Here is a 23,847-nt window from a genome sequence, read left to right on the forward strand (position 1 = left end):
TTATAAGCTATTAACATAAGGTGAGAATTAATATCGTTACTATCTTCTTATTCACCTAAATAAGATTTCAACATCCAGTTGTGTTTATCAATATCTGTTTGCATACCGATAAACATATCTTCAGTCACGTCATCTTCTGCTTTACCTGCAACTTCAATTGCTTCTTCTAATTGTTTAGAAACATTAGTGAAGTCTTTAGAAAGTTCAGCAACCATTTCTTCAGCTTTGTAATATTTACCTGCTTCATCGATGATTGAAATGTCTAAGCTTTCTCTTAATGTCGCTACAGGATTTCCTCCGATAGCTAAAATACGTTCAGCTAAGTCATCGATAAATTGACTTGCTTCATCGTAAAGTTCTTCAAATTTAGTGTGTAGAGCAAAGAAGTTAGGCCCTTTCACGTACCAGTGGAAATTGTGTAATTTAGTAAATGCAACCGTCCAGTTAGCAACCTGTTGGTTCAATACGCGTACTACATCTTCATTATTATTAGCCATGATTATCTCTCCTTTAAGTTAGACGTCGACTAGAACGCCTTATCTTTAATCATTATTATATCATAATGAGTTTAATCATCAACAACAAAGCTCACAAAGTTTAATGTTTCTAAAATACCTTTATCACAGCTTTTAAAAGTATTTATTTATACCTCAAACTCTAATATTAATTGAGAAAATAGAACTTTAATTGATAATATCGTTAGTCTTCTGCATGTTCTTGCTTATCAATAAAAAATGATTTTTCATAGTCATTCGGACGATGCCAATGTGTTTTCCACATAATTTTGCGATTTTGAGCAAAAAAGTCATACGCCGCATCACGAATCACACTTGGAACTAATTTCAATAAATAAGCCATCCATTTAAATTTAGGCAAGGTTGCGATGAGCGATAGTATGGCATCAGATTTATATCGTAAGTGGTCGCCATGTTGCACAATCACGCTATCGTATTTTTGAGATTCAGGATAATCCTTTTTAAGTTTTTGACCCGCATCACTTTGTAATTGCACAAATTCATAACGCGGAGATAAACCATGTTGGATGAGCCAAATCGCATAGTTATAGCAATAGACACAGGTACCATCATAATAAATTATAGGCATGAAGCTCCCTCCATTTACATTTCATCTTACTCATCATATATCCTTTTTAGTCTCGCTTAAATCATATGACTATTTCTCCCTCAACCAACTAAAAAGAGAACTCAAGCTACTCCTTTCAGTCACTCAAGTTCTCCAATTCAAACTCTATTCAATTATTGATCCTCATTCACACGGACGATACGTGTATATTTCAAGAATTGAGGACTATATTTCTCTTTAATCGTCGCCAAATCATCGTATGTGATACCAATGATATGCCAATTCGGATTAAAGTGATAGAACGAATCTTTCTTACGAGACCACTTAATCATCTTACCCTCTTTGTTATAACGCGGTAACGTAATTTCGTAGCCATCAAGGACATTTAAATACATTTGGAAGACATCCGGATCAATGCGATTGAAATTATCTATGACTAGGTAACTTTTATCCTTACGCGGCATATTCTGCGTGATAAAGCCTTCACGGTAATATAACGCGCCGTTTTCGTTCGGCAAATATTTTCCGTATAGCATATCTTCAGTAAAGTCAGGATGGCCTGTCGTAATAACCGGATTAGCATTCGTCTTCTGCAGCAACTCTTGAGCCGCTTCTAAACCTTGTTTATCTCGATTGACCACGAGCAAGATGAACGGCTTAACATCATCCTCTTCTGAGTCTAAGACATGCGTTTTTTCAACTTTCTCAAACTGTGGCTTCAAACCATTATTCTCACTCATTTCAAGAATGGCTTCGTACTGCGTTTGAGATAAACTTGCGATCGCTTGTTTCGCATTTTCCTGTAAAAAGTATAAATTCTTCAATTTCGGATGTTTATTTAATGTCGTTAACGTTACTGGATTAATCGTGCGTTCGAAATAAACTTCAATAGCCGAGCTATTCGTACGACCTGGAATCGGTGGCTTCTCGTGTAAATGATGTGACACTTCACCTAATCCGATCACAGATTGATTCGCATTCTTATTAAAGAAGACGAGTTGATCTCCAACTTCCAGCTGCGTATAGTGATGATAACCATTACGCTTAATTCCGTTATATGTATGTGTATAAACGGTATAATCTTCATCAGGTTCAAAGTCCTGTGTTTCAGAAAGGAAGAAATAACGAGGAATCTTCGTTTCACCACGTCCTAAACTCACGATTAATTCGAATTCTTCTTCTGTAATTTGATTAAATAATGTTTCTTTCATATTACGCATTCTAAATTCAAGTTGTTCACTTCGCTTCAAATAGTCGGATGTGAGCGGTTTTAACTCTTCTTTCAACTCGAAGTGCACACGAATCTTATTCTGCGCGCCAGTTTGCACACTGACAATCTCCCCATGACCTAGGAGGCCTGTATCCATTTGCACTTGATAGAAGATAACTTGGTCCCCTACTTGCGCATTTTTAAAAGCTCTAAAGCCTTGTGACGGATTGAAATGGGCTCCTGATTCAAATAACGTAGTCTGTCCTACGAGTGGTTCGTGATGGTCCCAACGATTATACCCACAATTCAACCAAAAGTAATTTGTTTCCTCAGCCATGTAGAATACTCCTTGCTTCTCTAAGTTTATACTATCTTGTCTATTATAAGTTTAAAATGTAACGAGTACAAGAAATTCTGAAACCATCTCTTCGTACTCTCAAGTAAAATAAGTGCTATCCAATCCACATATGTTCTATCATTTACGTTCTAGACGTAGCTCCTCGAGTAGGTTCGGCGTTAAATCTTCTGTGAGTTTTTGCAATTCTCAACACAATACGCTGTCTACTTTTACCATAAATGCGTGAACCACATCGTCACTAAACTTGATACGATGACCACGAACCATATGATCAGTCCGAGTAGGATTGGTTTAAATCCTGCTTCTTTAAACTGTTTAAAATTCACGCCCAGACCGATACCCGCCATCGCAATACTGATAAAGAATAGAGAAATCTTTTGAAAAACATGAATAACCGTTGGGGAAAAGTTAAATACCGTACTGATGAGTGAAGCGAGAATAAATCCAACGATAAACCACGGAAAGATCTTCACAATCGACACATTCGCGTCTTTCGATTTCATCTTATTCATCGTTCTCACTGCGAAGAATAACACGACCGGAATAATCATGAGGGTGCGCGTAAGTTTAACGATCGCACCTGTCTGAAGTGCTTGATGACCGTATATGGATGACGCCGCAATCACACTTGAGGTGTCGTTAATCGCCGTCCCACTAAAGTAACCAAAGGCAGTCTGACTCATATGAAAGAGGTGACCCATGGGCGGAAAGATGAACACTGCAATCAAATTAAACAGAAATACGGTAGAGATTGAGAATGCGACTTCACTTTCCTTAGCACGGATGACGGGGCTTGTAGCAGCAATCGCTGAACCACCACAAATCGATGTACCTACACCGATGAGTATTCCGATATTCTCATCAATATGTAACAACTTTAACAATAAATAGACGATTAAAAACGCTACAATTAGCGTAATAAAGATGATAGGTAGCGACTTCCAACCCACACTACCAATCGATTGAAAGCTGAGCGTAAAGCCCAGAACGATAATGCTGTAGTGAAGCACTTTCTTACTGCTAAATTTTATTCCCGGTTGAAACGACTCAGGTACGCGCCAAATATTACCGATGATCATTCCGGTGACAATAGCAAATATTGCGCTACCAATAATAGGTAGCCAAGTACCGAGAATCGTCGCTATTACTGCGATACCCACCGTCAGAATTAATCCTTTTAAACGATTCATGTTATCACCTTTTCTGCAAATCTTCTAGGTTCGTGATGACTATAGGGCGAATGAGAACCTCATTGATGCATCATTGAGAATGCACCGAACAACGGCATAATATTGATGAGTAATCCTCCCAGTTTCAGTAAGCCATTCACTTCTTTGTCACGCAGTGTTACAGCAACACAAATAATTCCGAGAATATTTAATACTATCGGCACAAATAATACTGGAAAGATTGGAAGTTGAAGAAATATACCTGCGCCGGTGATGACACCACAAATCAGTGCGATATAAATAAACTTCTGCATCGTCCATACGCTCCTTATATTATAAATAGCTGATAATGAGTTCAAAGTCACCTTCGAATACTGTATCTAAATCGTGAGATGTGAGGATAAAGTTGGAACCTTTTTCAATAGCAAAGATATCTCCGTCTGTAATCACTTCACCTTGACCGTCGATAACTGAAACTAAGACAAACTCACGTGGTTTCATATAATTTAATGTCCCTGATATTTCCCATTTCACCATGGTAAAGAAGTCATTAGACACGAGTTGCGTCCGCTTGTGATTCTCTCGATACTCAATATCTGTCGTCGAAACATTTTCAATATCAGGCGTTTCTAACACTTCAAGTGCTTGCGTCTTGTTTAAACCTCGATGATTCTTCTCATATTCCCGACCATAATCGTAAATACGGTATGACACGTCAGAAGACTGCATCGTCTCATATACGAGGACACCCGCACCAATTGAGTGCACCATACCTGCTGGAACATAATAGAAATCGCCTGCTTGCACTTCAACTTTATTGAAGAGCCCATCATAATCTTGCTGCTGTAAACGCGTGAGATTATCTGGTGCTTCCTCATCTTTGAAACCATAGATAATCTCAGCTCCTGGTTCTGCTTCAACGATATACCAACACTCTGACTTCCCGTATTGGCCATCTTCGTTCTCATACGCATAGGCATCATCGGGGTGAACATGTATCGATAAAGGGCCTTGTGCATCAATCAACTTCGTCATAAGCGGAAATTCATGACTCGGAAAGTCCCCGAACAATTCTCGATGTGAATCCCACACCTCATCTAGCGTGCAACCTGAGAATCGGCCTGTTGTAATCTCACACTGTCCACTTTGATGTGCAGAGATTGTCCATGCCTCACCCACTGTGTCACTAGGCAAATCGTAACCGAATGTCGTTAACTTCTTCCCACCCCAGACTTTGTCTTTCAACACTGGTCTTAAGAATAACGGCATTACTGCACCTCCGTCTTAGTATTCGCTACACTCTATCTCTCTATAGCTTTATATGTATATTCAATAAATTGTCGTCAATATATATTTGAAACCTTACTTTTATTAATATCTTAACGAACACTTACTCTGATTGTATCACAACATGCGGGCTTCGCGGTAATTGAGTTAGGTATAGACGCCGGTTCAAGCCCTAAACGTCACAATTTCTTAATACTTTCACTACAGTTTGTTGCTTTTTGTAGTTAAAAGTAAATAATTGCACTAAATCAAGTCTTGTTTTCATTTTAAGATAGGCATTATAATTGAATTAGGAAGTAATTAAAGACTTCCGGTGATGATTTAAGCATATAAGGTAATAGATATGATAAAGCAATAAGTTGATTGAAGCGCAACTTATTGACTTGAAAATTTGCGAAAACCCCAGTCGTTAATCACGACTGGGGTTATTTTATACGATATTTTATGACTCCATTAGAAATTATATGCATCTTTTAATTTACTGTCGCTTCACTCATTTACGCGCCACTCTGCATTAAATTTGTGCAATCGCTTGCTTAATATCTGTGGAACCTTGAACAATTTGGAATTCTTGATTATCTTCCCCGTCTTCATGTGCAACTTCTTTTAACACGGTAGCAACATCCTCACGTGGAATCGCACCGTTACCTTCAAAGAAAGCACCGACATCAATTTTACCACTACCAGATTGATCTAAAAGTAGACCAGGATGTACGATAGTGTAAGTTAAACCAGATTGTTTAAGATATTCATCCGCGTAGTGTTTCGCAATCGTATAAGGTTTCAAATCTCCACTTGCGTCAAACGCTTGGCGACGAGAGTCATACGTTGAAACCATGATAAAGCGTTGTACACCGGCAATCTTGCTCGCTTCTATCGTCTTCACTGCACCATCAAGATCGACGATGATTGTCTTATCCGCGCCAGTGTTACCACCTGAACCTACAGAGAAGATAACTTTGTCGAAACCTTTCACTTTCTCTTTCAGCGTATCAATATCATCTTTCTCAACATCAATGAGTTGTGCTTTAATACCGCGTTCCTCTAACTCTTTCTGTTGCTCTTCAGAACGAACACCTGCAGTGAAATCTTCACCATCTTGAGTTAATTGATTTACAAGCTTGCTACCTACGCCTCCATTAGCGCCGATCACTAAAATACTCATCTGTTCGGCCTCCTATCTTGTTCTTTAAGTATTTGAGTATAGCTTACCGTAACAAGTCGCTTAACTCTTGTCCAAAGTTTGACTCAGTTCGAAGAATATTTTAATATATGAATATATGTTCATATATTAAAATAGGAGATTATACATATGGAGAATCAAACGCAAGATATCGAACGTCATACACTTGAACGCGTGACGGAAATATTTAAAGCGCTCAGCGATGGCAACCGTGTAAGAATCTTACATTTATTAATTCAACATCCCTGTAGTGTCGGTCATATTTCACACACGCTAAATCTAAGTCAATCCAACGTCTCTCATCAACTACGCTTATTAAAACAAGCACATCTTGTTCATGCACAGAGACAAGGTCAATCTAAGATTTATCAACTCGACGACCAGCACGTGACACAACTGTTAGAACAAGCACTCAATCATGCGACACATCATTAGGAGGCTCAATTATGTCTGAACACACACACGACCATTCACATGCACACAGTCATGTTCATACGAACAACAAGAAAGTGCTGCTCATTAGTTTTATTCTTATTTTCACTTTTATGATTGTAGAAATTATTGGGGGTATTATTGCCAATAGTTTGGCATTACTATCAGATGGGGGGCATATGCTAAGCGATGCGATTTCGTTAGGCGTGGCGCTCATTGCTTTTATCTATGCGGAAAAGCACCCGACAGTTAATAAAACGTTCGGTTATAAACGCTTTGAAATTCTTGCTGCACTCTTTAACGGCGCGTTGCTCTTCGTCATTAGTATCTTTATCATTATCGAAGCGATTCAACGCTTTATGCAGCCAGCCGAAGTGCAGTCGACACAAATGTTTATCATCAGCACAATTGGTTTAATCATCAATGTTGTCATCGCAGTGATGATGTTTGCCGGAAGCGATACAGAGCATAACTTGAATATGCGTGGCGCTTTCTTACACGTTATTGGTGACCTACTCGGCTCAATTGGTGCGCTTATCGCAGCAGTACTAATTTGGTTGTTTGGCTGGAATTTAGCCGATCCTATCGTCAGTATCCTCATGTCATTGATTATCTTGAAAGGTGCATGGGGCGTACTCAAATCTTCTCTCAACATCTTGATGGAAGGTACACCGGAGAATGTTGATTTAAATACGATTATTGAAGCGATTACGGAAGAACCTGAAATTAATAATGTGCATGATTGTCATATTTGGACGATCTCTAACGATATGAATGCATTGAGTTGCCATGCTGTAGTCTCACCTACACTGACGATGGTTGAGACCGAAGCGGTATTAAAACGTGTGGAACATAAATTGAACCATTTAAATATTCAACACGTGACGATTCAATTGGAGACGGCCAATCACGATCATGAAGATGCTGTATTCTGTTCAACACTCCATCATGATGAACACCAACATCTACATTCACATGCTTAAATTGAAACTGTGAGTAAGCAACGATATGGACGAGTTTCAAATTATTTTGCAGATCTCGTCTATATTGTGAGTTTACTCACGGTTTATTTTTGTGTTAAAACTATGTAAAGTCAACGATTGAGAGGCTTAATCGTTGTCTATTTATTTTGAAAAAGATATAGTATTTGATATTGTGTGTATATCAGTGAAAAGGAGTGCAAAAAATTGTTTAGTTTTCATACATCGGCTTTTAAAAGTATTAAGCCACAAAACTGGAAAGTCATAGGCTTTACAGTTATCAGCGCAATCATGCTAGCAATTATGACTTTCGCTAGCTATGTACTTTTAGGTTTATCAACGCAAGGTTTAGAGCAACAACAAATGCAAGCTCAATTGGGCGGTGGCAGTGGTAATACCGCTTCAGCATGGTTACCTGTAATTGCTGCTATCGTTCTCGTCGCCCTACTCTGGATACTCTTAGCCTACCCAGTATTCTCAAGTTTAATTTACATGATAAGTAAAGCGACGCGAGGAGAGACAGTTAATATCCGCGATATCTTCTCAACATTCTTTAAAGGGAGATATGCGAAAGCGTTATTGATGGGTCTCATATCAGTTATCATGTTTATCATCTATTTAATAATTAATGGATTAATTATTTATCTTTACTCTGAATTACTTCAATTAATCCTTAAACAATTCGCTAAATCGTTACAAAACTCAAGTAACCAGATGACAATCTTTACGACAATTCAAATAATAAATGGCATACTCACTTCATTAATCATAGCCATTCTCACAATTATCCTAGCTATGATTGTAATTAATATGACAACTTCATTTGTAAATGATATTAACCGTAGTGTAGGTACAAATGTTAAAAATGGCTTTAAAGGAATTAAGAACGGCCATAAAACATGGTTCAAGTTCTTCATTGGAACACTCTTAATATGGTTGATTAGTATTTTAATAAACCATGTTTTAATGCCAATCATTGCAATTAATACCCAACAGATGTCACAAAATGTAGTCGTTATGATTATGCAGACGATGAGAATCATCTGTATGATTGTCAAAGTGATTCTCTTCTATATCCTTACTGTAGGAATGGTTCATTACTTTAATCGAAACGGCAAGAAACCAGAGAAATCAACAAAAGCATAAGTATAATGAATAAGCCAGTCAGTGGGCATCTGTCTCCACCGACTGGCTTTTTTCTACTAATAACTCTACATTTTATCCTCTCTTAACTACAATAAGTGTTCCTTAAGGTAGTGTGCTGCGCCATCTTCTTCGTTCGTCAACGAAGTCACGTCTTTCGCTAATGCTTGCACTTCAGGACGTGCATTCTTCATCGCAACCGTGTAATGACCGAACTCAAACATCGCACGATCGTTATCGCTGTCTCCGATAACTAAAGTACTTTCACGTGGAATATTAAAGTGTTCAATCATCTCTTTAATCGCTGTTCCTTTATTCACCCCATATGCCATGGTTTCCGCATTAAAGCGTGAAGAATTTGAAACTGAAATATTCAATTGCTCTTGATCTTCAATCAGTTGGTCACGGAAAGCTTGAATTTGTGATTGTTCTTTTGAGAATAAATATATCTTCGCGTACGGTTCATCCGGTAAGGCTTCTACCCATTCGACTTTATCCTTTAAAGCATCTTTACGCGAATGCCATTCACTCACGCTTACTCCGCCTATAGGTTCCTCTTCAGCAACCATCGCTTCGATCCACTCTCTATTTTCTGTTAAAATGCGTCTTTGCCCATCATATGGAAAGACTTCATAATAAATGTGGTTGTTATGAGCTAACTTTACAATGTCTTGTACTTGAGCTAAAGTCATGCCATGTTGGAATATCGTCTCGTCTTGAACCTTACCTTGTGTACCGTTTGAACTAATGATGCCATCGACACTGAAATCCTCTGATACAAGATAATGAATCTCGTCATGAGAGCGCCCTGTAGCAAGAAAGACTTTATAACCTTGCGCTCTCAATTCTCGAATAATTTGAGTAGTATCCTCACTCACTCGGTTATCACTATGTAAAATCGTTCCATCCATATCAAGGAAGATTGCTTGTACATTATCCATTATGCTTGACCTCCAACGTCTCTTATTAACGTTATTATCTCACTTCGTTGGAGTGGACTCAATCACTTCAGCTTTTGAGAAATAGAGCGTATCGCCCATGTAGCCGCGTTAACTCAACAGGTCGGTTGAAAAATGCCGAAAGTGTGTCGCTATTTAGAACCGCTTCAATTGCACCTTGTTTGTAGCATTCTCCATCTTTTAATAGGAATCCTTTGCCCACCTCAGAAGTCAATTCCTCAACGAAATGCGTGACATAAATGACTGCTAAATCAGGATAATGATGGTAGAGATTGTCGAGCGCAGTTAATACTGCTTCCCGTGCGAGAAAGTCCAATCCAGAAACCGGCTCATCTAACACGAGTAAATCAGGCTGTCCCATTAAAGCACGTGCAATGAGTACGCGTTGTCTTTCGCCAGTAGACAATAGACCATAATACTGCTCTTTAAAGTCCTCCATTTCTACTTGCTGGAGTAAGTGCAACGCATTCTCTCGTACTTCTTCTGATGGCTCGGTATATAAACCGATAGATTTATAAGCCCCACTCATGACGACATCTTTAACAAGTTCCCCTTCTTGAAAACGTTCCATTAAACTATTAGATACAAAGCCTATATGATTACGCACATTGTCAGCGGAGTAACCGACTTTACCTGGTTGCATGCCAAATAAAGTCATTTGTCCATTAGTGGGTGATTCGTAGGCATTGATGATATTTAGCAATGTGGTTTTGCCTGCTCCGTTGAGACCATAGAGCACCCAGTGATCGCCCTCATTGATGGTCCAGTCAATATCATTGAGTATCGTCTTTCCCTTCTTAATACGTCCGATTTTTTCAAGATTGATAAGCATGTCCTTCCCCTCCTTGTACATGATTAGCTTTATTGTACGATAATTCAGATATTTTTAAAACCTCAATTTACATATAAAAAAAGAGAGCAAATGCACGAAAGCATCTACTCTCTTCTAGTAAAACATACCACTCTTATTCTACTGTTACAGATTTCGCTAAGTTACGTGGTTTGTCCACGTCTAAGTCACGGTGTAGAGCTGCATAATAAGCAATCAATTGTGTTGCTACTACAGATACGAGTGGTGTCAATAATTCGTGAACTTGTGGAATCACGTAAGTGTCGCCTTCTTTCTCAAGACCTTCCATTGAAATCACGCAAGTGTTCGCACCACGTGCTGCAACTTCTTTCACATTACCGCGAATTGAGTTATTCACGTTCTCTTGTGTCGCAAGTGCTACTACTGGTGTACCCTCTTCAATCAACGCGATCGTACCGTGTTTCAATTCACCACCAGCGAAACCTTCAGCTTGGATGTAAGAGATTTCTTTCAGTTTCAACGCACCTTCAAGGCTGACATTGTAATCAATTGTACGTCCGATGAAGAATGCATTACGTGTATCATCCATAAATTCTTTCGTAATATCTTCTAACTTCTCAGCATCGTCTACAATCGCTTCAATCGCTGTCGTCACTTTCGCAAGTTCTCTTAATAAGTCGACTTCTGCTTCGCGACCGTGTTCTAACGCAACGATTTGAGACAAGATTGAAAGCACTGCGATTTGTGCTGTGTAAGCTTTCGTAGACGCCACAGCTATTTCTGGACCTGCATGTAACAATAAAGTGTGGTCCGCTTCACGTGACAATGTAGAACCTGGAACGTTCGTAATTGTGAGTGATTTATGACCTAATTTCTTCGTTTCTACGAGTACAGCACGACTGTCTGCAGTTTCTCCTGATTGAGAAATATAGATAAATAATGGGTTTTCAGATAGTAATGGCATGTTGTAAACGAACTCTGAAGCAACGTGTACTTCTGTCGGAACGCCTGCCCATTTTTCAATAAACTCTTTACCTACTAAACCAGCATGATAGCTCGTACCTGCTGCGATAATGTAAATACGATCTGCTGCCGCAACGTCATCCACGATATCTTTGTCCATCTTCAAGTTACCTTCGCAATCTTGATACTCTTGGATAATACGACGCATAACGGCTGGTTGTTCGTGAATTTCTTTAAGCATGTAGTGATCGTAAACGCCTTTCTCAGCGTCTGCCGCATCAATTTCAGCAGTGTATGTTTCACGGTCTTGAACATTGCCGTCTTGATCTTTAATAACTACGCTCTCACGTTTCACGATAACAATTTCATGGTCGTGAATTTCTTTATATTGATTTGTTACTGGTAACATTGCTAACGCGTCTGAAGCAATGACATTAAAGTCGTCACCCACACCGATGAGTAATGGTGATTTGTTCTTCGCAACGTAGATCGTATCGTTATCTTGATCGTCTAAAAGACCAAGTGCGTATGAACCTTCGAGCATTGAAACTACTTTCGTAAATGCTGTTTCAGTATCTAAACCTTCGTTAGCGAAGTGTTCAATAAGTTGTACAACAATTTCTGTATCTGTTTCTGATAAGAAATTCACATCACTTAAATATTCTGCTCGTAACTCTTCATAGTTCTCGATTACACCGTTATGTACAAGTGTGTAACGTTTAGAAGCAGATTGATGAGGATGTGAATTTTCGTGGTTAGGTACACCGTGTGTCGCCCAACGTGTATGACCGATACCTAGTGTACCGTCAAAGTCATTGTCATCTGCTACTTTTCTTAAATCAGCAATACGACCCTTTTCTTTAAATACTTCAGTACCTTCGTCGTTAGTTAAAGCAATACCTGCTGAGTCATAACCTCTGTATTCTAATTTCTCTAAACCTTTAAGTAATAGTTCTTTGGCATTATCATGCCCAATATAACCGACAATTCCGCACATAAATTATTTCCTCCAATAATCACACGAAACAAAGCATGGAAGCATAGACTAGAATTGCGCATAGGAAAAGAAGACATCGATGGTTCTATCCATGCCTGTAATCACACACCTTTTCAACGCATCCTAGCAACTGCTCTCTTACAGTTCGTGTGTTGCTATAGTCATATAGGCTTGCTTAATAACTTTGTGCACTAAGTTACCCTAGTGTTTTCATCATTAAGCTTACGAATGAGCCTAACCATCCGGGATAGCATCCGCCGAAATCTCGATAACTATCCACCTCGTCTACAAATACAGACGACCTATCTATTAAGATTTCTGATATTAAACCTTAAATAATGGATAAGACACTGCATTTGTACTGGCGCTTTAACTGAATTATGTTGTCTGTCCTCCTTTCTATCAACATACATAATTCTACAATGTAATGGTCTTGTAATGCAAACATTACCACATTGGAACCGCCCCTTGTTTATCCCTTTTCTACTATAAGTAAACATGGTTTACAAAGTGACGTTTGTCACACTTCGACTGACAAAGTTGTCATTAGTTGTTATTGTGCGAACGCTTACACACCTCATACAATAGACTTATAAACTTATTGAAAAAGAGGTGTCCTCAATGTCAGATACACAAGAGAACAAAGGAATCGGCCGTAATGTTCAAGCCTTTGGGTCATTCCTCAGTAGTATGATTATGCCAAACATTGGTGCGTTTATCGCTTGGGGCTTAATCGCAGCGATCTTCATCGATGGCGGTTGGTGGCCTAACAAAGATCTCGCAAGTTTGGCTGATCCGATGATTAAATATTTAATTCCATTACTTATCGCGTATAGTGGTGGTCGTCTCATCCATGAAATGCGTGGCGGTATTATTGCTGCCGTTGCAACAATGGGTGTCATCGTAGCAATGCCGGATACACCAATGTTACTTGGTGCTATGGTTATGGGGCCTTTAGTCGGCTGGTTGATGAAGAAGACAGACCAATTCATCCAACCTCGTACCCCACAAGGTTTCGAAATGTTGTTTAACAACTTCTCGGCCGGAATTCTTGGTTTTATTATGACGCTCGTAGGATTTAAGATTATCGCACCTATTATGCACGGTATCATGTACATCCTATCCGTGATCGTGGGTAGTCTTGTACACGCGCACTTATTACCTATCGTAAGTGTCATCATTGAGCCAGCTAAGATCGTATTCTTAAATAACGCGATTAACCACGGTGTGTTCACACCCCTTGGCGCAGACCAGTCCGCACATTTAGGTAAATCTATTCTTTATACGATTGAATCTAACCCTGGACCAGGTCTTGGAATTCTCGTCGCTTACATGATCTTCGGTAAAGGAACTGCGAAAGCAACATCATATGGCGCAGGTATCATCCACTTCCTCGGTGGTATCCATGAGATTTACTTCCCATATGTATTGATGCGTCCGTTACTCTTCATCGCAGTGATCCTTGGTGGTATGACAGGTGTTGCAACTTATTCACTCTTTGACTTTGGTTTTAAAAGTCCAGCGTCACCAGGTTCATTCTTGGTCTACATTTTCAACACACCTAAAGGCAACTACTTGCACATGATTCTTGGTGTGCTACTCGCAGCGCTCGTTTCCTTTATCGTCGCATCACTTATTTTACGTTTTACTAAAGAACCTAAACAGGACCTTGAAAGTGCCACAGCACAAATGGAACAAACGAAAGGTAAGAAATCAAGAGTATCTTCACAACTATCAGGGAACAAAGATACTAAAGATGCGTCAGCTCAAACAGATAAAGCTGAAGATGAAGGTACTACGTCTGATGCTAGTGCTGAAGAGGAAGAAGACCTCACAGAGAAATATGATACTGAGAATGTCGATGCGCACGACTACAGCAAGATTAACCACGTCATCTTCGCATGTGACGCAGGAATGGGCTCTAGTGCAATGGGTGCCAGCATGTTGCGTAATAAGTTCAAGAAAGCTGGTTTAACTGATATCGACGTAACGAATACAGCGATTAATCAGTTACCACAAGATGCACAACTTGTCATTACACAGAAGAAATTAACAGATCGTGCAATCAAACAAGCACCAAATGCGATTCATATCTCTGTAGATAATTTCTTAAACTCACCAAGATACGAAGAGTTACTCGAACAGTTAAAGTCTGATCAGTAATACTTCAACCCCATAGATCAACTAAAGGAGGATACAGCTATGTTACTGAGCAAACGTGAAAGAGCCATCACTGAAATGTTACTCAAGCATCAAGATCAATATTTAACGATATACGATATTGCTCAAACGCTTGCTGTCTCCTCTCGTACGATACATCGAGAATTGAAATCACTTGAAGAGACGTTGACTCAACTGGGGCTGAAGTTGGAACGCGTCGTGCGTAAAGGCGTGAAGTTAAGTGGCTCAACTACTGCCGTTGACCGGTTACAACAACTCGTCCAAGATCAACCCATGGCAGACTTATCTGAAGAAGAACAACAAGTCATCATCTTATATGCCTTAATCCAAGCAGATGCCCCTATTAAGCAGTACAGTCTCGCACATGAGATTGGGGTCTCAACTCAAACACTGTCTAAAATATTGGATCAACTCGAACAAGTACTCACTAACTATCAACTCACACTACAACGTAAACGCGGCGAAGGTATTTCACTTCAAGGTGCAGAATCTAAAAAACGTGAGCTACTGAGTTTATGGATGGTCAACAATCTAAATAGCACAAGTGTTTACTCTGTTATAGAAAATCACTTCGTTTATCAGTCACTCAATCAAACACAGTTATCTATGGTAGATATGGATAAGATTTTTCGTGTCGAACGACTATTAATGGATTATCTTGATTCACTGCCATATACATTGATTGAGTCAAGCTATATCACATTGACCGTTCATATCGTTCTGAGTATTGATCGGATGCAGAAAAATGAATATGTAACTTTAGAGCCTGAAGTTTACGAAGAGGTACATCATACCCGTGAATTTGAAGTTGCAACTGCACTTGCTCATCGTTTAGAAGCGATTTACGATGTGACCTTTACTGAAGCTGAAATTACCTTTATCACAATTCACCTTAGAGGTGCGAAGCGTAAAGATATCACAGAAGATGATGAGCATGACGAAACACGCATTCAACGTTTTATCCAACGCGTAAGTAACTTTGCGGAGATGGAATTTAGTGAGTTAGATACGCTAACTGAAGGATTGAAGTTGCATCTCATTCCTGCTATGAACCGTTTGAGAGCAAATATTGAAACCTATAATCCACTTACACAAATGGTAAAACAGAAATATCCTCACCTCTTTCACAGTGTGAAGTTGGCGGTAGAGGCAACGTGGAGCGATTTAAACTTTCCTGATAGCGAGATTGCCTTTCTCGTTCTCCATTTCGGCGGTGCTATTAGACGTGAGGAACATCACACGTTAAATGTGTTAGTCGTCTGTAGCAGCGGGATTGGAACAAGTCGTTTATTAGCGACGCGATTGGAGCAAACCTTTCCAGAAGTCACGTCGACGAATCAAGCTTCAGTTGGAGAGTTAGCGCACATGTCGCTTGAAACCTATGATGCCATTATTTCGACAGTCAATCTTGATATCGAAGCGGATTACTTAACTGTTAATCCTTTACTGCCGGATACCGATATTCATCTTGTCGCTCAATTTTTAAAAAGCCAGAGTGACTACACGCAAACTGAAACTAAAACTGAAATTCCGAGCAACCTTTGGAAGCCGAAACAACCTTCTCAAACACAACGAGATACTGAAGAAATCTTAAATCAAGTTCGAGATGGCTTACAACTTCTTGACCACTGTGAAGTTGAACAAGTTCACGTGGATGATGTCGTAAGTTATCTAACAGAAAGTTTATATCAAAGGAAGATTATCGACGATCGACAGTCATTCTCTGAATTGCTGGTAGCCCGCATGGAACAAGATGGTTATGCATTAGCGCCCTATCCTCTTGCTCTTCCACATCTGAGAAGTTCAGTCATCCAGAAACCGATGTTGCTTCTCACTGTGTTAGAACAACCACTCGAGCTACCAAATCATAATGACACACCGATTCGTTATTTAATTAATATCTTTATTCCTGACGATCCTAACTTAGCACAACTCGTCAGTCATTTTACCGGTGAACTCATTCACCACCTTGATGATATTGACGTACTGATGTCAGAACCAGACAAATTGATTTCAATACTGAAAGATCAGTATGTCGCCTATTTACAACAAATCTTAACTATGGAGTGATACGATTATGAGCGAATTATTTAGCAATGACAATATTTATCTTAACCAATCTATTAGTACACAAGAGGAAGCCATCGAACAAGCTGGCCAAGCGTTAGTTAAAAGTGGCGCGGTGACTGAAGGCTATATTCAAGCTATGAAAGAGCGTGAACAACTCGTATCTACGTTTATGGGTAACGGTTTAGCAATTCCGCACGGTACTGATGAAGCGAAGACAGAAGTCATTCAATCAGGTTTATCTTTAATTCAAATTCCTGAAGGTATCGATTGGGATGGCGAAACAGTGAAAGTCGTAGTAGGTATCGCAGGTAAAGATGGTGAGCATTTAGACTTATTATCTAAGATCGCGATCACGTTCAGTGAAGAAGAGAATGTTGAACGCATCGTCAACGCGCAATCTGCAGAAGAAATCAAACAAGTCTTTGAGGAGGCCGATGCATGATGAAAGCCCTACATTTCGGTGCCGGCAATATCGGTCGCGGTTTCATCGGTTTCATCCTAGCTGATAATGAGGTCAAAGTAACCTTTGCGGATGTCAACGAGACGGTGATTCATGAACTTGAGCAACAACATGAATACGATGTCATTTTAGCTGATGAAGAACGTACGACGACACGCGTTCACAATGTTGATGGTATTAATTCTAGTGAACCTTCGGAAGCGTTGAAGCAAGCGGTATTGGAAGCGGATATTATTACTACTGCAGTCGGCGTGAATATTTTACCACTTATCGCAAAGACATTTGCACCTTATCTGAAAGAGAAAGAAACACCCGTCAATATCGTGGCGTGCGAGAATGCGATTATGGCGACAAATACGTTGAAACAAGCTATTTTAGATATTACAGGGCCACTAGGTGACCACATCCACTTTGCAAACTCAGCTGTTGACCGTATTGTTCCTGAACAACATAACGAGAATTTGTTAGACGTCGTTGTCGAACCGTTCTTTGAATGGGCGATTGAGCGTCAACATTGGTATGGGCCTGAGTTAGATCATATTCACTATGTGGATGATCTAACACCTTACATCGAACGTAAGCTCCTCACAGTGAACACGGGTCATGCGTTCTTAGCTTATGCAGGACGTTATCACGATAAAGCCACTGTGCTCGATGCCATGAAGGATACACAAATTAAAGACGGTTTGAAACAAGTGCTTTCAGAGACAAGCCAGTATATTACGTCTAAATTCACTTTCACTGAATCACAACAGGCACAATATGTGGATCAAATCATGGAACGTTTTGAGAACCCTAATCTTTCTGATGCGGTTACACGTGTTGGCCGAGGCACTTTACGTAAAATTGGTCCTCAAGATCGCATTATTAAACCACTCAATTATCTTTATCAACAAGATTTACCTCATGAAGGATTGCTGAAAGCTGCAGCTTATCTGTTAAAATATGATGATACGAATGATAAAGAGACGGTTGAGAAGAATAATTATATTAAAAACAACGGTGTTGAAGCATTTCTTAAAGAATATGCGCACACTGATGAAGGTTTAACTCAAGAAATTGTGCGTGAATACAACGTATTAGGTTAAGCGATTAGATAAACTAAAAGGATTCGAGCTCGAAGTAATTAGCTTCATGCTCGAATCCTTTTTTAGTTATATACGTTTTTTGAATTGCGAGATTTGCTCTATTATAAAGCGATTGCGTATCTCAACTTTTATTATTGGCGCTAGTTAGCAATTATTCTAGCCCCATATGTTCTTCAACGACTTTAGCTATACGTTCAGCGTACGCTTGTGCTTTCTCATCAGTTGCCGCTTCAACCATGACACGTACGAGTGGTTCTGTACCTGAAGGACGCACGAGAATACGACCTTCTCCGTTCATATCCACTTCGACTTTCGTCATTTCTTCTTGTACTGCAACATTTTCTTCAACACGATGTTTATCCGTTACTTTCACATTAACGAGTGATTGTGGATACTTCTTCATTTGTGCAGCTAATTCGCTAAGCTTTTTACCTGTAAGTTTAATCACTGAAGCTAATTGCACACCTGTAAGTAAACCGTCACCTGTCGTATTGTAGTCCATCATCACAATGTGACCTGACTGTTCACCACCAAGGTTGTAACCACCACGACGCATTTCTTCAACCACGTAACGGTCGCCGACTTTCGTCTTGTTTGATTGAATACCTTCCGCTTCTAACGCTTTGTAGAAACCAAGGTTGCTCATCACCGTTGAAACAATCATATTATGGTTTAGTTCTTGGTTCTTCGCCATTTCTTGACCGATAATAAACATGATTTGGTCACCATCAATGATGTCACCTTTCTCATCTACCGCAATCAAACGGTCACCATCGCCATCAAATGCGAGACCGAAGTCACATTCTTTCTCAACAACCGTTTCAGCAAGTTTCTCAGGGTGAGTAGAACCTACTTGGTCATTGATGTTGTAACCATCTGGATTACAACCGACCGTCACTGTGTCCGCTTCTAAATCACCGAATAAGAATGGAGCTAGAGATGAAGTAGAACCATGTGCGCCATCTAAAGCAATCTTCATACCTTCGAAATCCACATCGACGGTTGATTTAAGATAGCTTAAGTACTTCTGAGAACCTTCGAAGTAATCAGAGTAGTGTACGATATCTTCTCCTACAGGTCTAGGAATGTCAGGGTTCTCTGCATTGAGTAATTCTTCAATTTCTTCTTCTTGAGCGTCAGAAAGTTTGAAACCATCTGAGCCAAAGAATTTAATACCATTATCTTCAACCGGATTGTGTGAAGCAGAAATCATTACACCAAGCTCTGCTTCCATTTCTTTGGTTAAGTATGCGACACCTGGTGTAGAAATCACACCTAAGCGCATCACTTCAGCTCCGATTGAGACGAGACCTGCGATGAGTGCAGACTCTAACATTTCACCTGATACACGTGTATCGCGTCCAACAAGTACCTTAGGATGTTTCTTATCTTTATTATGTGCAAGTACATAGCCACCATAACGTCCGAGCTTAAAGGCAAGTTCAGGTGTTAAATCTTGGTTTGCGACACCTCTGACACCATCAGTACCAAAATATTTAGCCATTGTTATTAACTCCTTTGTATCTTACGTATTATTTGATATAGACTTTCGCTTGTGTCTGATCTGGATCAGCTTTCGTCACATGCTTAGGCAATTTGAGAGTAACCTCTTTCTCAGTATCCTCACTCTCATTATCGACATCAATTTCCCCTGTGATTTCGTCGATATCCTTTAAGTCATCTTTATTTCCATAAATTTCAATTTCATCATCATCTAGTTTCACTTTATCTACTTGATGTCCATCGGCTAAACTACCCACCACTTTAGGTGCGATCTTCACCTTTTTACTATAAGGTTCCAATTTAGCTGATAAATTCACTTCTTTAGGTTGAATCGTCACATCTACTTTATTGAGCTGACTATCAAATGCAGTAATTTGTGCTACATCTGTAATATCTTCAGAAATTGTACTTGAATCTTTGTACGTCGCTTTCAAGTAGGCAATCTTCTTAATCTGTTCTTGTCCGCCAGTGACTTTCACAGTACGTGGAGATACAGTTTGTTCGCTAATCTTGTGCTCTCCATCTACATTGTTCTCACTGACATCTGGCTCAACTTTCATCGTCTTAGTGACTTTCTGTTCGAGATTGACACTCGCATCTTTCGGTTTCACTTCATAATCTAGATCTTCATCTAAACCTTTAACTTCAAAATCTGCTGAATGTTTTCCCGCTTTTTCACCAGTTAAATCAAGTACAGCTTTAATATCTTCGTTCTTCTGTGCTTTCAACACTTGAGAACGTGTACCTGATAAATCTACGTTAACTGTTTCTGGTGCGCCACTCGCATACAGTGATTTGTGATCGTATTTCACCTCAACAGGCACATCGTTCAGTGTCTCTGTCGAATTCTGTCCGAATTTATCTGCATTGAACACATTACCGAATACATTATTCACGGATAGGAAGAATAATACCGCTAGTGCTAACGCGATTAAGCGCAGCCCCCATTTACTCTCTAACATCTATTTCACACCTTTCTCTTGAAAGTGTGTGCCAAACCAATGTTCAGCCAACAATTCTTCAAATGCATCTGTAGAAATATCTTTACGCAACTTACCATCGAATGTCACAGAGATAAACCCTGTCTCTTCAGAAACGACAGCAGTAAATGCATCTGAAACCTCAGATATACCTACAGCTGCTCTATGACGTGTACCTAAACTCTTCGCGATCTTCGCACTATCAGAAAGTGGAAGGTAACAAGCTGCACTTGCAATCTTCGTGCCTTGAATGATCATCGCACCATCGTGCAGTGGCGTATTAGGTATAAACACGTTCGTTAGCAACTCTTGAGAAATGTCAGAATCGAACGGTATACCCGTTTCTATATAATCTTGTAAGCCTGTCTCTTTCTCAAAGACAATGAGCGCACCAATACGACGTTTCGCCATGTATTGAATTGCTTTCGATACCGCTTCAATCAGCTTATCTTCATTGCTGTTTAAATTACTTGTATATCTTTTAAATAAACTGCCTCGCCCTAGCTGTTCAAGTGCCCGTCGAATTTCAGGTTGGAAGATAACGATTAGCGCTAATACCCCCCATTGGATGACGAGATCAAACAAGTGGGATGTCGCAGTCAGGTTCAGCATCTTACTCACTTGTTGGCCAATAACGATGACCACAATACCCTTGAGCAACTGAATCGCTTTCGTGCCTTTAAATACTGTGATAACTAAGTAAAGGACATACCAAACGATGAGTAAATCAAGGATGCTCGTAATGACGCTTACCGTATTCCAATGATTAAAATAATTGGATAATTCCATAACATCTCCTCCGGTAATCTGTTCCCATGCTATCCATTATACCAATCATAACTATAACTGTCATATATAGTTACAGCTAAATTCTTCTTTAGTTTGAAAATTGAAATATTAGATTTGTATGGGGGAAATTCAGGAGAACTTTGAGGTATGGTGTAAGTGGTGATTGTGAGTTGGAGTAAAGTTTTTGTTGGAGAAAAATAAAAAAGTGGGATAGAGCAAGAAAATGGGATATTTTCTACGCTCAATCCCGTGTTGAAAAGTTAAAATGCTTTATGAATGCAAAGCCACTTAATGCGATAAATAAATTTAATCTCTAAAAAGTGAATGCCGTTCATGTTAGTACTATTTAATCACTTCAAGTATATCATCTTAATTAGTCAATTATTTTTAAAACTGTTGCTTTTAGACTAACAACCAATCATACTTTTATTTTTAAATTAGAGTAACGATTCACCTAAAAAGCTTCCAATTAAACCGACAGCTTGTTCTGCAGTACGATTCTTGTTATCAATTAACGGATTTACTTCCACAACATCCATAGAGGTAATCATCTGAGATTCGTGTAATAATTCTAAAGCAAAGTGACTTTCTCGATAAGTTAACCCACCAAGTACTCGAGTGCCTGTTCCTGGTGTTTCTACTGGATCTAAACCATCTACGTCTAATGAGAGATGGATGCCATCCGTTTTATCTTTAAGATAATTGATAGTTTCCTCAATCACATGCTGAATACCATAACGATCAATATCAGCCATCGTATAAGTTTGAATGTGATGTTTCTTGATGTACTGCTTCTCCCCTTCGTCTAAGTCACGCATACCGATAAGAACGATATTCTCTGGTTTAACTTTAGGAGCGAATCCACCTAACTGAACGAGACCTTCATCACCTTCTCCAGCAAGTACACGAAGTGGCATACCATGTACATTACCTGAAGGCGACTCCTCAGGAATATTCAAATCACCATGTGCATCATACCAAATCACACCTAAGTTCTCGTAGTGTTGGCTCACTCCAGTAATAGAACCAATAGCCAGCGAATGATCCCCTCCGATAACGAGTGGGAAATGGTTACGTGCAACGCTTGTAGATACCGCTTCACTTAAATTCTTAGACACTTCCATTATTTCATCATAGTTGCGTAGACCTTCTTGCGGCCCATGAAATCGTTCCAAATCAACCCGAGGTACATCAATATTGCCTCTATCCTCCACTTCAAGACCTAAAGCTTGAATGCGTTTGACGAGTCCAGCATATCGAATGGCTTCCGGTCCCAAATTAACCCCTAGTTTGGGTTGACCATATGTAGTAGGTGCACCTATGATATCTATCTTCTTATTCATCAATCACAACCCCTTTGTGTTAGATATATGGTAAGAATAAACGAATAGTATAAAACATTCAATTAACGATGCTTTAGGGAGAGTTTGATAAAAGGGATTGAATTACATAATATATCAGAATGCTGATTGAAGATTCATTTTAGAAAGTGGTTTATATCAATTTATGTATGACTATTCATATGAGAGAAGGTAAATTTTTTTGTAGAACTAACAAAGAGAAATATGTTGAAAGAAAACAAAACGATAATTTTAATTTGCAGTTATTGCAAGCCTCTCTGATTTGAGAAACGATATTTTCATAATACGAGTAACAAATCAATATTAGAGTTAGAACTAAATGATGCAACGGAGTTACTGAGCTCAGATAATTGTAAAAGTACAAAAAAGCACCTTCATAGAAAGAAGGTGCGTGAGTGAGCCATAGAGGATTCGAACCTCTGACCCTCTGATTAAAAGTCAGATGCTCTACCAACTGAGCTAATGGCTCTTGGCTGGGCTAGCTGGATTCGAACCAGCGCGTGACGGAGTCAAAGTCCGTTGCCTTACCGCTTGGCTATAGCCCAATAATCATGGTGGAGGGGGGCAGATTCGAACTGCCGAACCCGAAGGAGCGGATTTACAGTCCGCCGCGTTTGGCCAACTTCGCTACCCCTCCGTAGCTATTAATTTGAAATGGTGGAGGATGACGGGATCGAACCGCCGACCCCCTGCTTGTAAGGCAGATGCTCTCCCAGCTGAGCTAATCCTCCACGAATGACCCCGACGGGACTCGAACCCGTGTTACCGCCGTGAAAGGGCGGTGTCTTAACCGCTTGACCACGGGGCCATATGGCTCCACAGGTAGGATTCGAACCTACG

At 39.6% G+C, this 23,847-nt stretch carries 21 protein-coding genes and 5 tRNA genes; 7 read left to right on the forward strand and 19 right to left on the reverse strand.

The features are described from left to right. Window positions 1–47: 47 nt before the first annotated feature. The 7 genes from HMPREF2802_RS11255 to HMPREF2802_RS11285 form a co-directional block, all read right to left on the reverse strand. Window positions 48–497, reverse strand: a complete 450-nt coding sequence (locus tag HMPREF2802_RS11255) for a Dps family protein (protein WP_002471606.1) — start codon at window positions 495–497, stop codon at window positions 48–50. Window positions 498–699: 202 nt separating this feature from the next. Further along, a complete protein-coding gene (locus HMPREF2802_RS11260; RefSeq protein ID WP_049410940.1) occupies window positions 700–1,104 on the reverse strand; it encodes a thiol-disulfide oxidoreductase DCC family protein in 405 nt (134 codons plus the stop codon). A gap of 152 nt (window positions 1,105–1,256) precedes the next feature. After that, complete coding sequence (locus HMPREF2802_RS11265) at window positions 1,257–2,630, reverse strand: EVE domain-containing protein (protein ID WP_070504743.1); 1,374 nt, start codon at window positions 2,628–2,630, stop codon at window positions 1,257–1,259. Window positions 2,631–2,860: 230 nt separating this feature from the next. Beyond that, a complete protein-coding gene (locus HMPREF2802_RS11270) occupies window positions 2,861–3,841 on the reverse strand; it encodes a YeiH family protein (RefSeq protein WP_070504746.1) in 981 nt (326 codons plus the stop codon). Window positions 3,842–3,900: 59 nt separating this feature from the next. After that, the gene (locus HMPREF2802_RS11275; protein WP_002471655.1) at window positions 3,901–4,134 is read right to left on the reverse strand and encodes a hypothetical protein; all 234 of its coding nucleotides are present in this window, start codon (window positions 4,132–4,134) and stop codon (window positions 3,901–3,903) included. Window positions 4,135–4,153: 19 nt separating this feature from the next. Beyond that, window positions 4,154–5,089 carry a type I phosphomannose isomerase catalytic subunit gene (locus HMPREF2802_RS11280; protein ID WP_002471653.1) on the reverse strand — a complete coding sequence of 312 codons (936 nt, stop codon included), beginning with the start codon at window positions 5,087–5,089 and terminating at the stop codon, window positions 4,154–4,156. A 532-nt stretch (window positions 5,090–5,621) separates the two neighbouring features. After that, window positions 5,622–6,272: an SDR family oxidoreductase gene (locus tag HMPREF2802_RS11285; protein WP_070504749.1), complete on the reverse strand. Its 651-nt coding sequence runs from the start codon at window positions 6,270–6,272 to the stop codon at window positions 5,622–5,624. A 147-nt stretch (window positions 6,273–6,419) separates the two neighbouring features. Between HMPREF2802_RS11285 and HMPREF2802_RS11290 the strand changes: the two genes are divergently transcribed. The 3 genes from HMPREF2802_RS11290 (at window position 6,420) to HMPREF2802_RS11300 (ending at window position 8,848) form a co-directional block, all read left to right on the forward strand. Then, window positions 6,420–6,725: an ArsR/SmtB family transcription factor gene (locus tag HMPREF2802_RS11290; RefSeq protein WP_070504752.1), complete on the forward strand. Its 306-nt coding sequence runs from the start codon at window positions 6,420–6,422 to the stop codon at window positions 6,723–6,725. A gap of 11 nt (window positions 6,726–6,736) precedes the next feature. Next, window positions 6,737–7,705, forward strand: coding sequence for a cation diffusion facilitator family transporter (locus tag HMPREF2802_RS11295; RefSeq protein WP_070504755.1), 969 nt, complete (start codon window positions 6,737–6,739; stop codon window positions 7,703–7,705). Window positions 7,706–7,909: 204 nt separating this feature from the next. After that, window positions 7,910–8,848, forward strand: a complete 939-nt coding sequence (locus tag HMPREF2802_RS11300; protein ID WP_070504758.1) for a DUF2189 domain-containing protein — start codon at window positions 7,910–7,912, stop codon at window positions 8,846–8,848. An 86-nt stretch (window positions 8,849–8,934) separates the two neighbouring features. Here HMPREF2802_RS11300 and HMPREF2802_RS11305 read toward each other — a convergent pair whose 3' ends face one another. The 3 genes from HMPREF2802_RS11305 to glmS all read right to left on the reverse strand — a co-directional run bounded on the left by HMPREF2802_RS11305 (window position 8,935) and on the right by glmS (window position 12,575). Continuing rightward, the gene (locus HMPREF2802_RS11305) at window positions 8,935–9,786 is read right to left on the reverse strand and encodes a Cof-type HAD-IIB family hydrolase (protein ID WP_070504761.1); all 852 of its coding nucleotides are present in this window, start codon (window positions 9,784–9,786) and stop codon (window positions 8,935–8,937) included. A gap of 67 nt (window positions 9,787–9,853) precedes the next feature. Beyond that, entirely contained in the window at window positions 9,854–10,636 is a 783-nt protein-coding gene (locus tag HMPREF2802_RS11310) for an ABC transporter ATP-binding protein (RefSeq protein WP_070504763.1), read from the reverse strand. A gap of 133 nt (window positions 10,637–10,769) precedes the next feature. After that, window positions 10,770–12,575, reverse strand: coding sequence for a glutamine--fructose-6-phosphate transaminase (isomerizing) (gene glmS, locus HMPREF2802_RS11315; protein ID WP_049410915.1), 1,806 nt, complete (start codon window positions 12,573–12,575; stop codon window positions 10,770–10,772). Between the two features lie 621 nt (window positions 12,576–13,196). Between glmS and HMPREF2802_RS11320 the strand changes: the two genes are divergently transcribed. From HMPREF2802_RS11320 to HMPREF2802_RS11335, 4 genes are read left to right on the forward strand one after another with little or no spacing between them, the layout of a single operon-like run. Beyond that, a complete protein-coding gene (locus HMPREF2802_RS11320; RefSeq protein ID WP_070504765.1) occupies window positions 13,197–14,738 on the forward strand; it encodes a PTS mannitol transporter subunit IIBC in 1,542 nt (513 codons plus the stop codon). Window positions 14,739–14,777: 39 nt separating this feature from the next. Next, on the forward strand, window positions 14,778–16,826 hold the full coding sequence (locus tag HMPREF2802_RS11325; protein ID WP_070504768.1) for a BglG family transcription antiterminator: 2,049 nt from the start codon (window positions 14,778–14,780) through the stop codon (window positions 16,824–16,826). A 7-nt stretch (window positions 16,827–16,833) separates the two neighbouring features. Then, a complete protein-coding gene (locus HMPREF2802_RS11330; protein ID WP_049405645.1) occupies window positions 16,834–17,268 on the forward strand; it encodes a PTS mannitol transporter subunit IIA in 435 nt (144 codons plus the stop codon). After that, window positions 17,268–18,374, forward strand: coding sequence for a mannitol-1-phosphate 5-dehydrogenase (locus HMPREF2802_RS11335; RefSeq protein WP_070504783.1), 1,107 nt, complete (start codon window positions 17,268–17,270; stop codon window positions 18,372–18,374). Before HMPREF2802_RS11330 ends, HMPREF2802_RS11335 begins: the two co-directional genes overlap by 1 nt. A 151-nt stretch (window positions 18,375–18,525) precedes the next feature. On the opposite strand, the gene glmM is transcribed toward HMPREF2802_RS11335, so the two are convergent. The 9 genes from glmM to HMPREF2802_RS11380 form a co-directional block, all read right to left on the reverse strand. Then, complete coding sequence (glmM, locus tag HMPREF2802_RS11340; RefSeq protein ID WP_002471654.1) at window positions 18,526–19,878, reverse strand: phosphoglucosamine mutase; 1,353 nt, start codon at window positions 19,876–19,878, stop codon at window positions 18,526–18,528. 28 nt (window positions 19,879–19,906) lie between these two features. Beyond that, window positions 19,907–20,839 carry a CdaR family protein gene (locus HMPREF2802_RS11345; protein ID WP_070504771.1) on the reverse strand — a complete coding sequence of 311 codons (933 nt, stop codon included), beginning with the start codon at window positions 20,837–20,839 and terminating at the stop codon, window positions 19,907–19,909. After that, window positions 20,840–21,646 (reverse strand): diadenylate cyclase CdaA, encoded by an 807-nt coding sequence (cdaA, locus tag HMPREF2802_RS11350; RefSeq protein ID WP_070504774.1) that lies wholly within the window; start codon window positions 21,644–21,646, stop codon window positions 20,840–20,842. A 437-nt stretch (window positions 21,647–22,083) separates the two neighbouring features. After that, window positions 22,084–22,989 carry an arginase gene (gene rocF / locus HMPREF2802_RS11355; RefSeq protein ID WP_070504777.1) on the reverse strand — a complete coding sequence of 302 codons (906 nt, stop codon included), beginning with the start codon at window positions 22,987–22,989 and terminating at the stop codon, window positions 22,084–22,086. Between the two features lie 414 nt (window positions 22,990–23,403). Next, window positions 23,404–23,476 (reverse strand) — tRNA-Lys (locus HMPREF2802_RS11360). A 1-nt stretch (window position 23,477) separates the two neighbouring features. After that, window positions 23,478–23,552, reverse strand: a tRNA-Gln gene (locus HMPREF2802_RS11365). Between the two features lie 7 nt (window positions 23,553–23,559). Continuing rightward, window positions 23,560–23,644: transfer RNA gene (locus HMPREF2802_RS11370), tRNA-Tyr, on the reverse strand. 18 nt (window positions 23,645–23,662) lie between these two features. Next, a tRNA-Val gene (locus HMPREF2802_RS11375) sits at window positions 23,663–23,738 on the reverse strand. 5 nt (window positions 23,739–23,743) lie between these two features. Next, window positions 23,744–23,815: transfer RNA gene (locus HMPREF2802_RS11380), tRNA-Glu, on the reverse strand. Window positions 23,816–23,847: the final 32 nt, after the last annotated feature.

It is taken from the genome of Staphylococcus sp. HMSC071G07, assembly GCF_001811435.1.
Taxonomy (GTDB): Bacteria; Bacillota; Bacilli; order Staphylococcales; family Staphylococcaceae; genus Staphylococcus; species Staphylococcus pettenkoferi.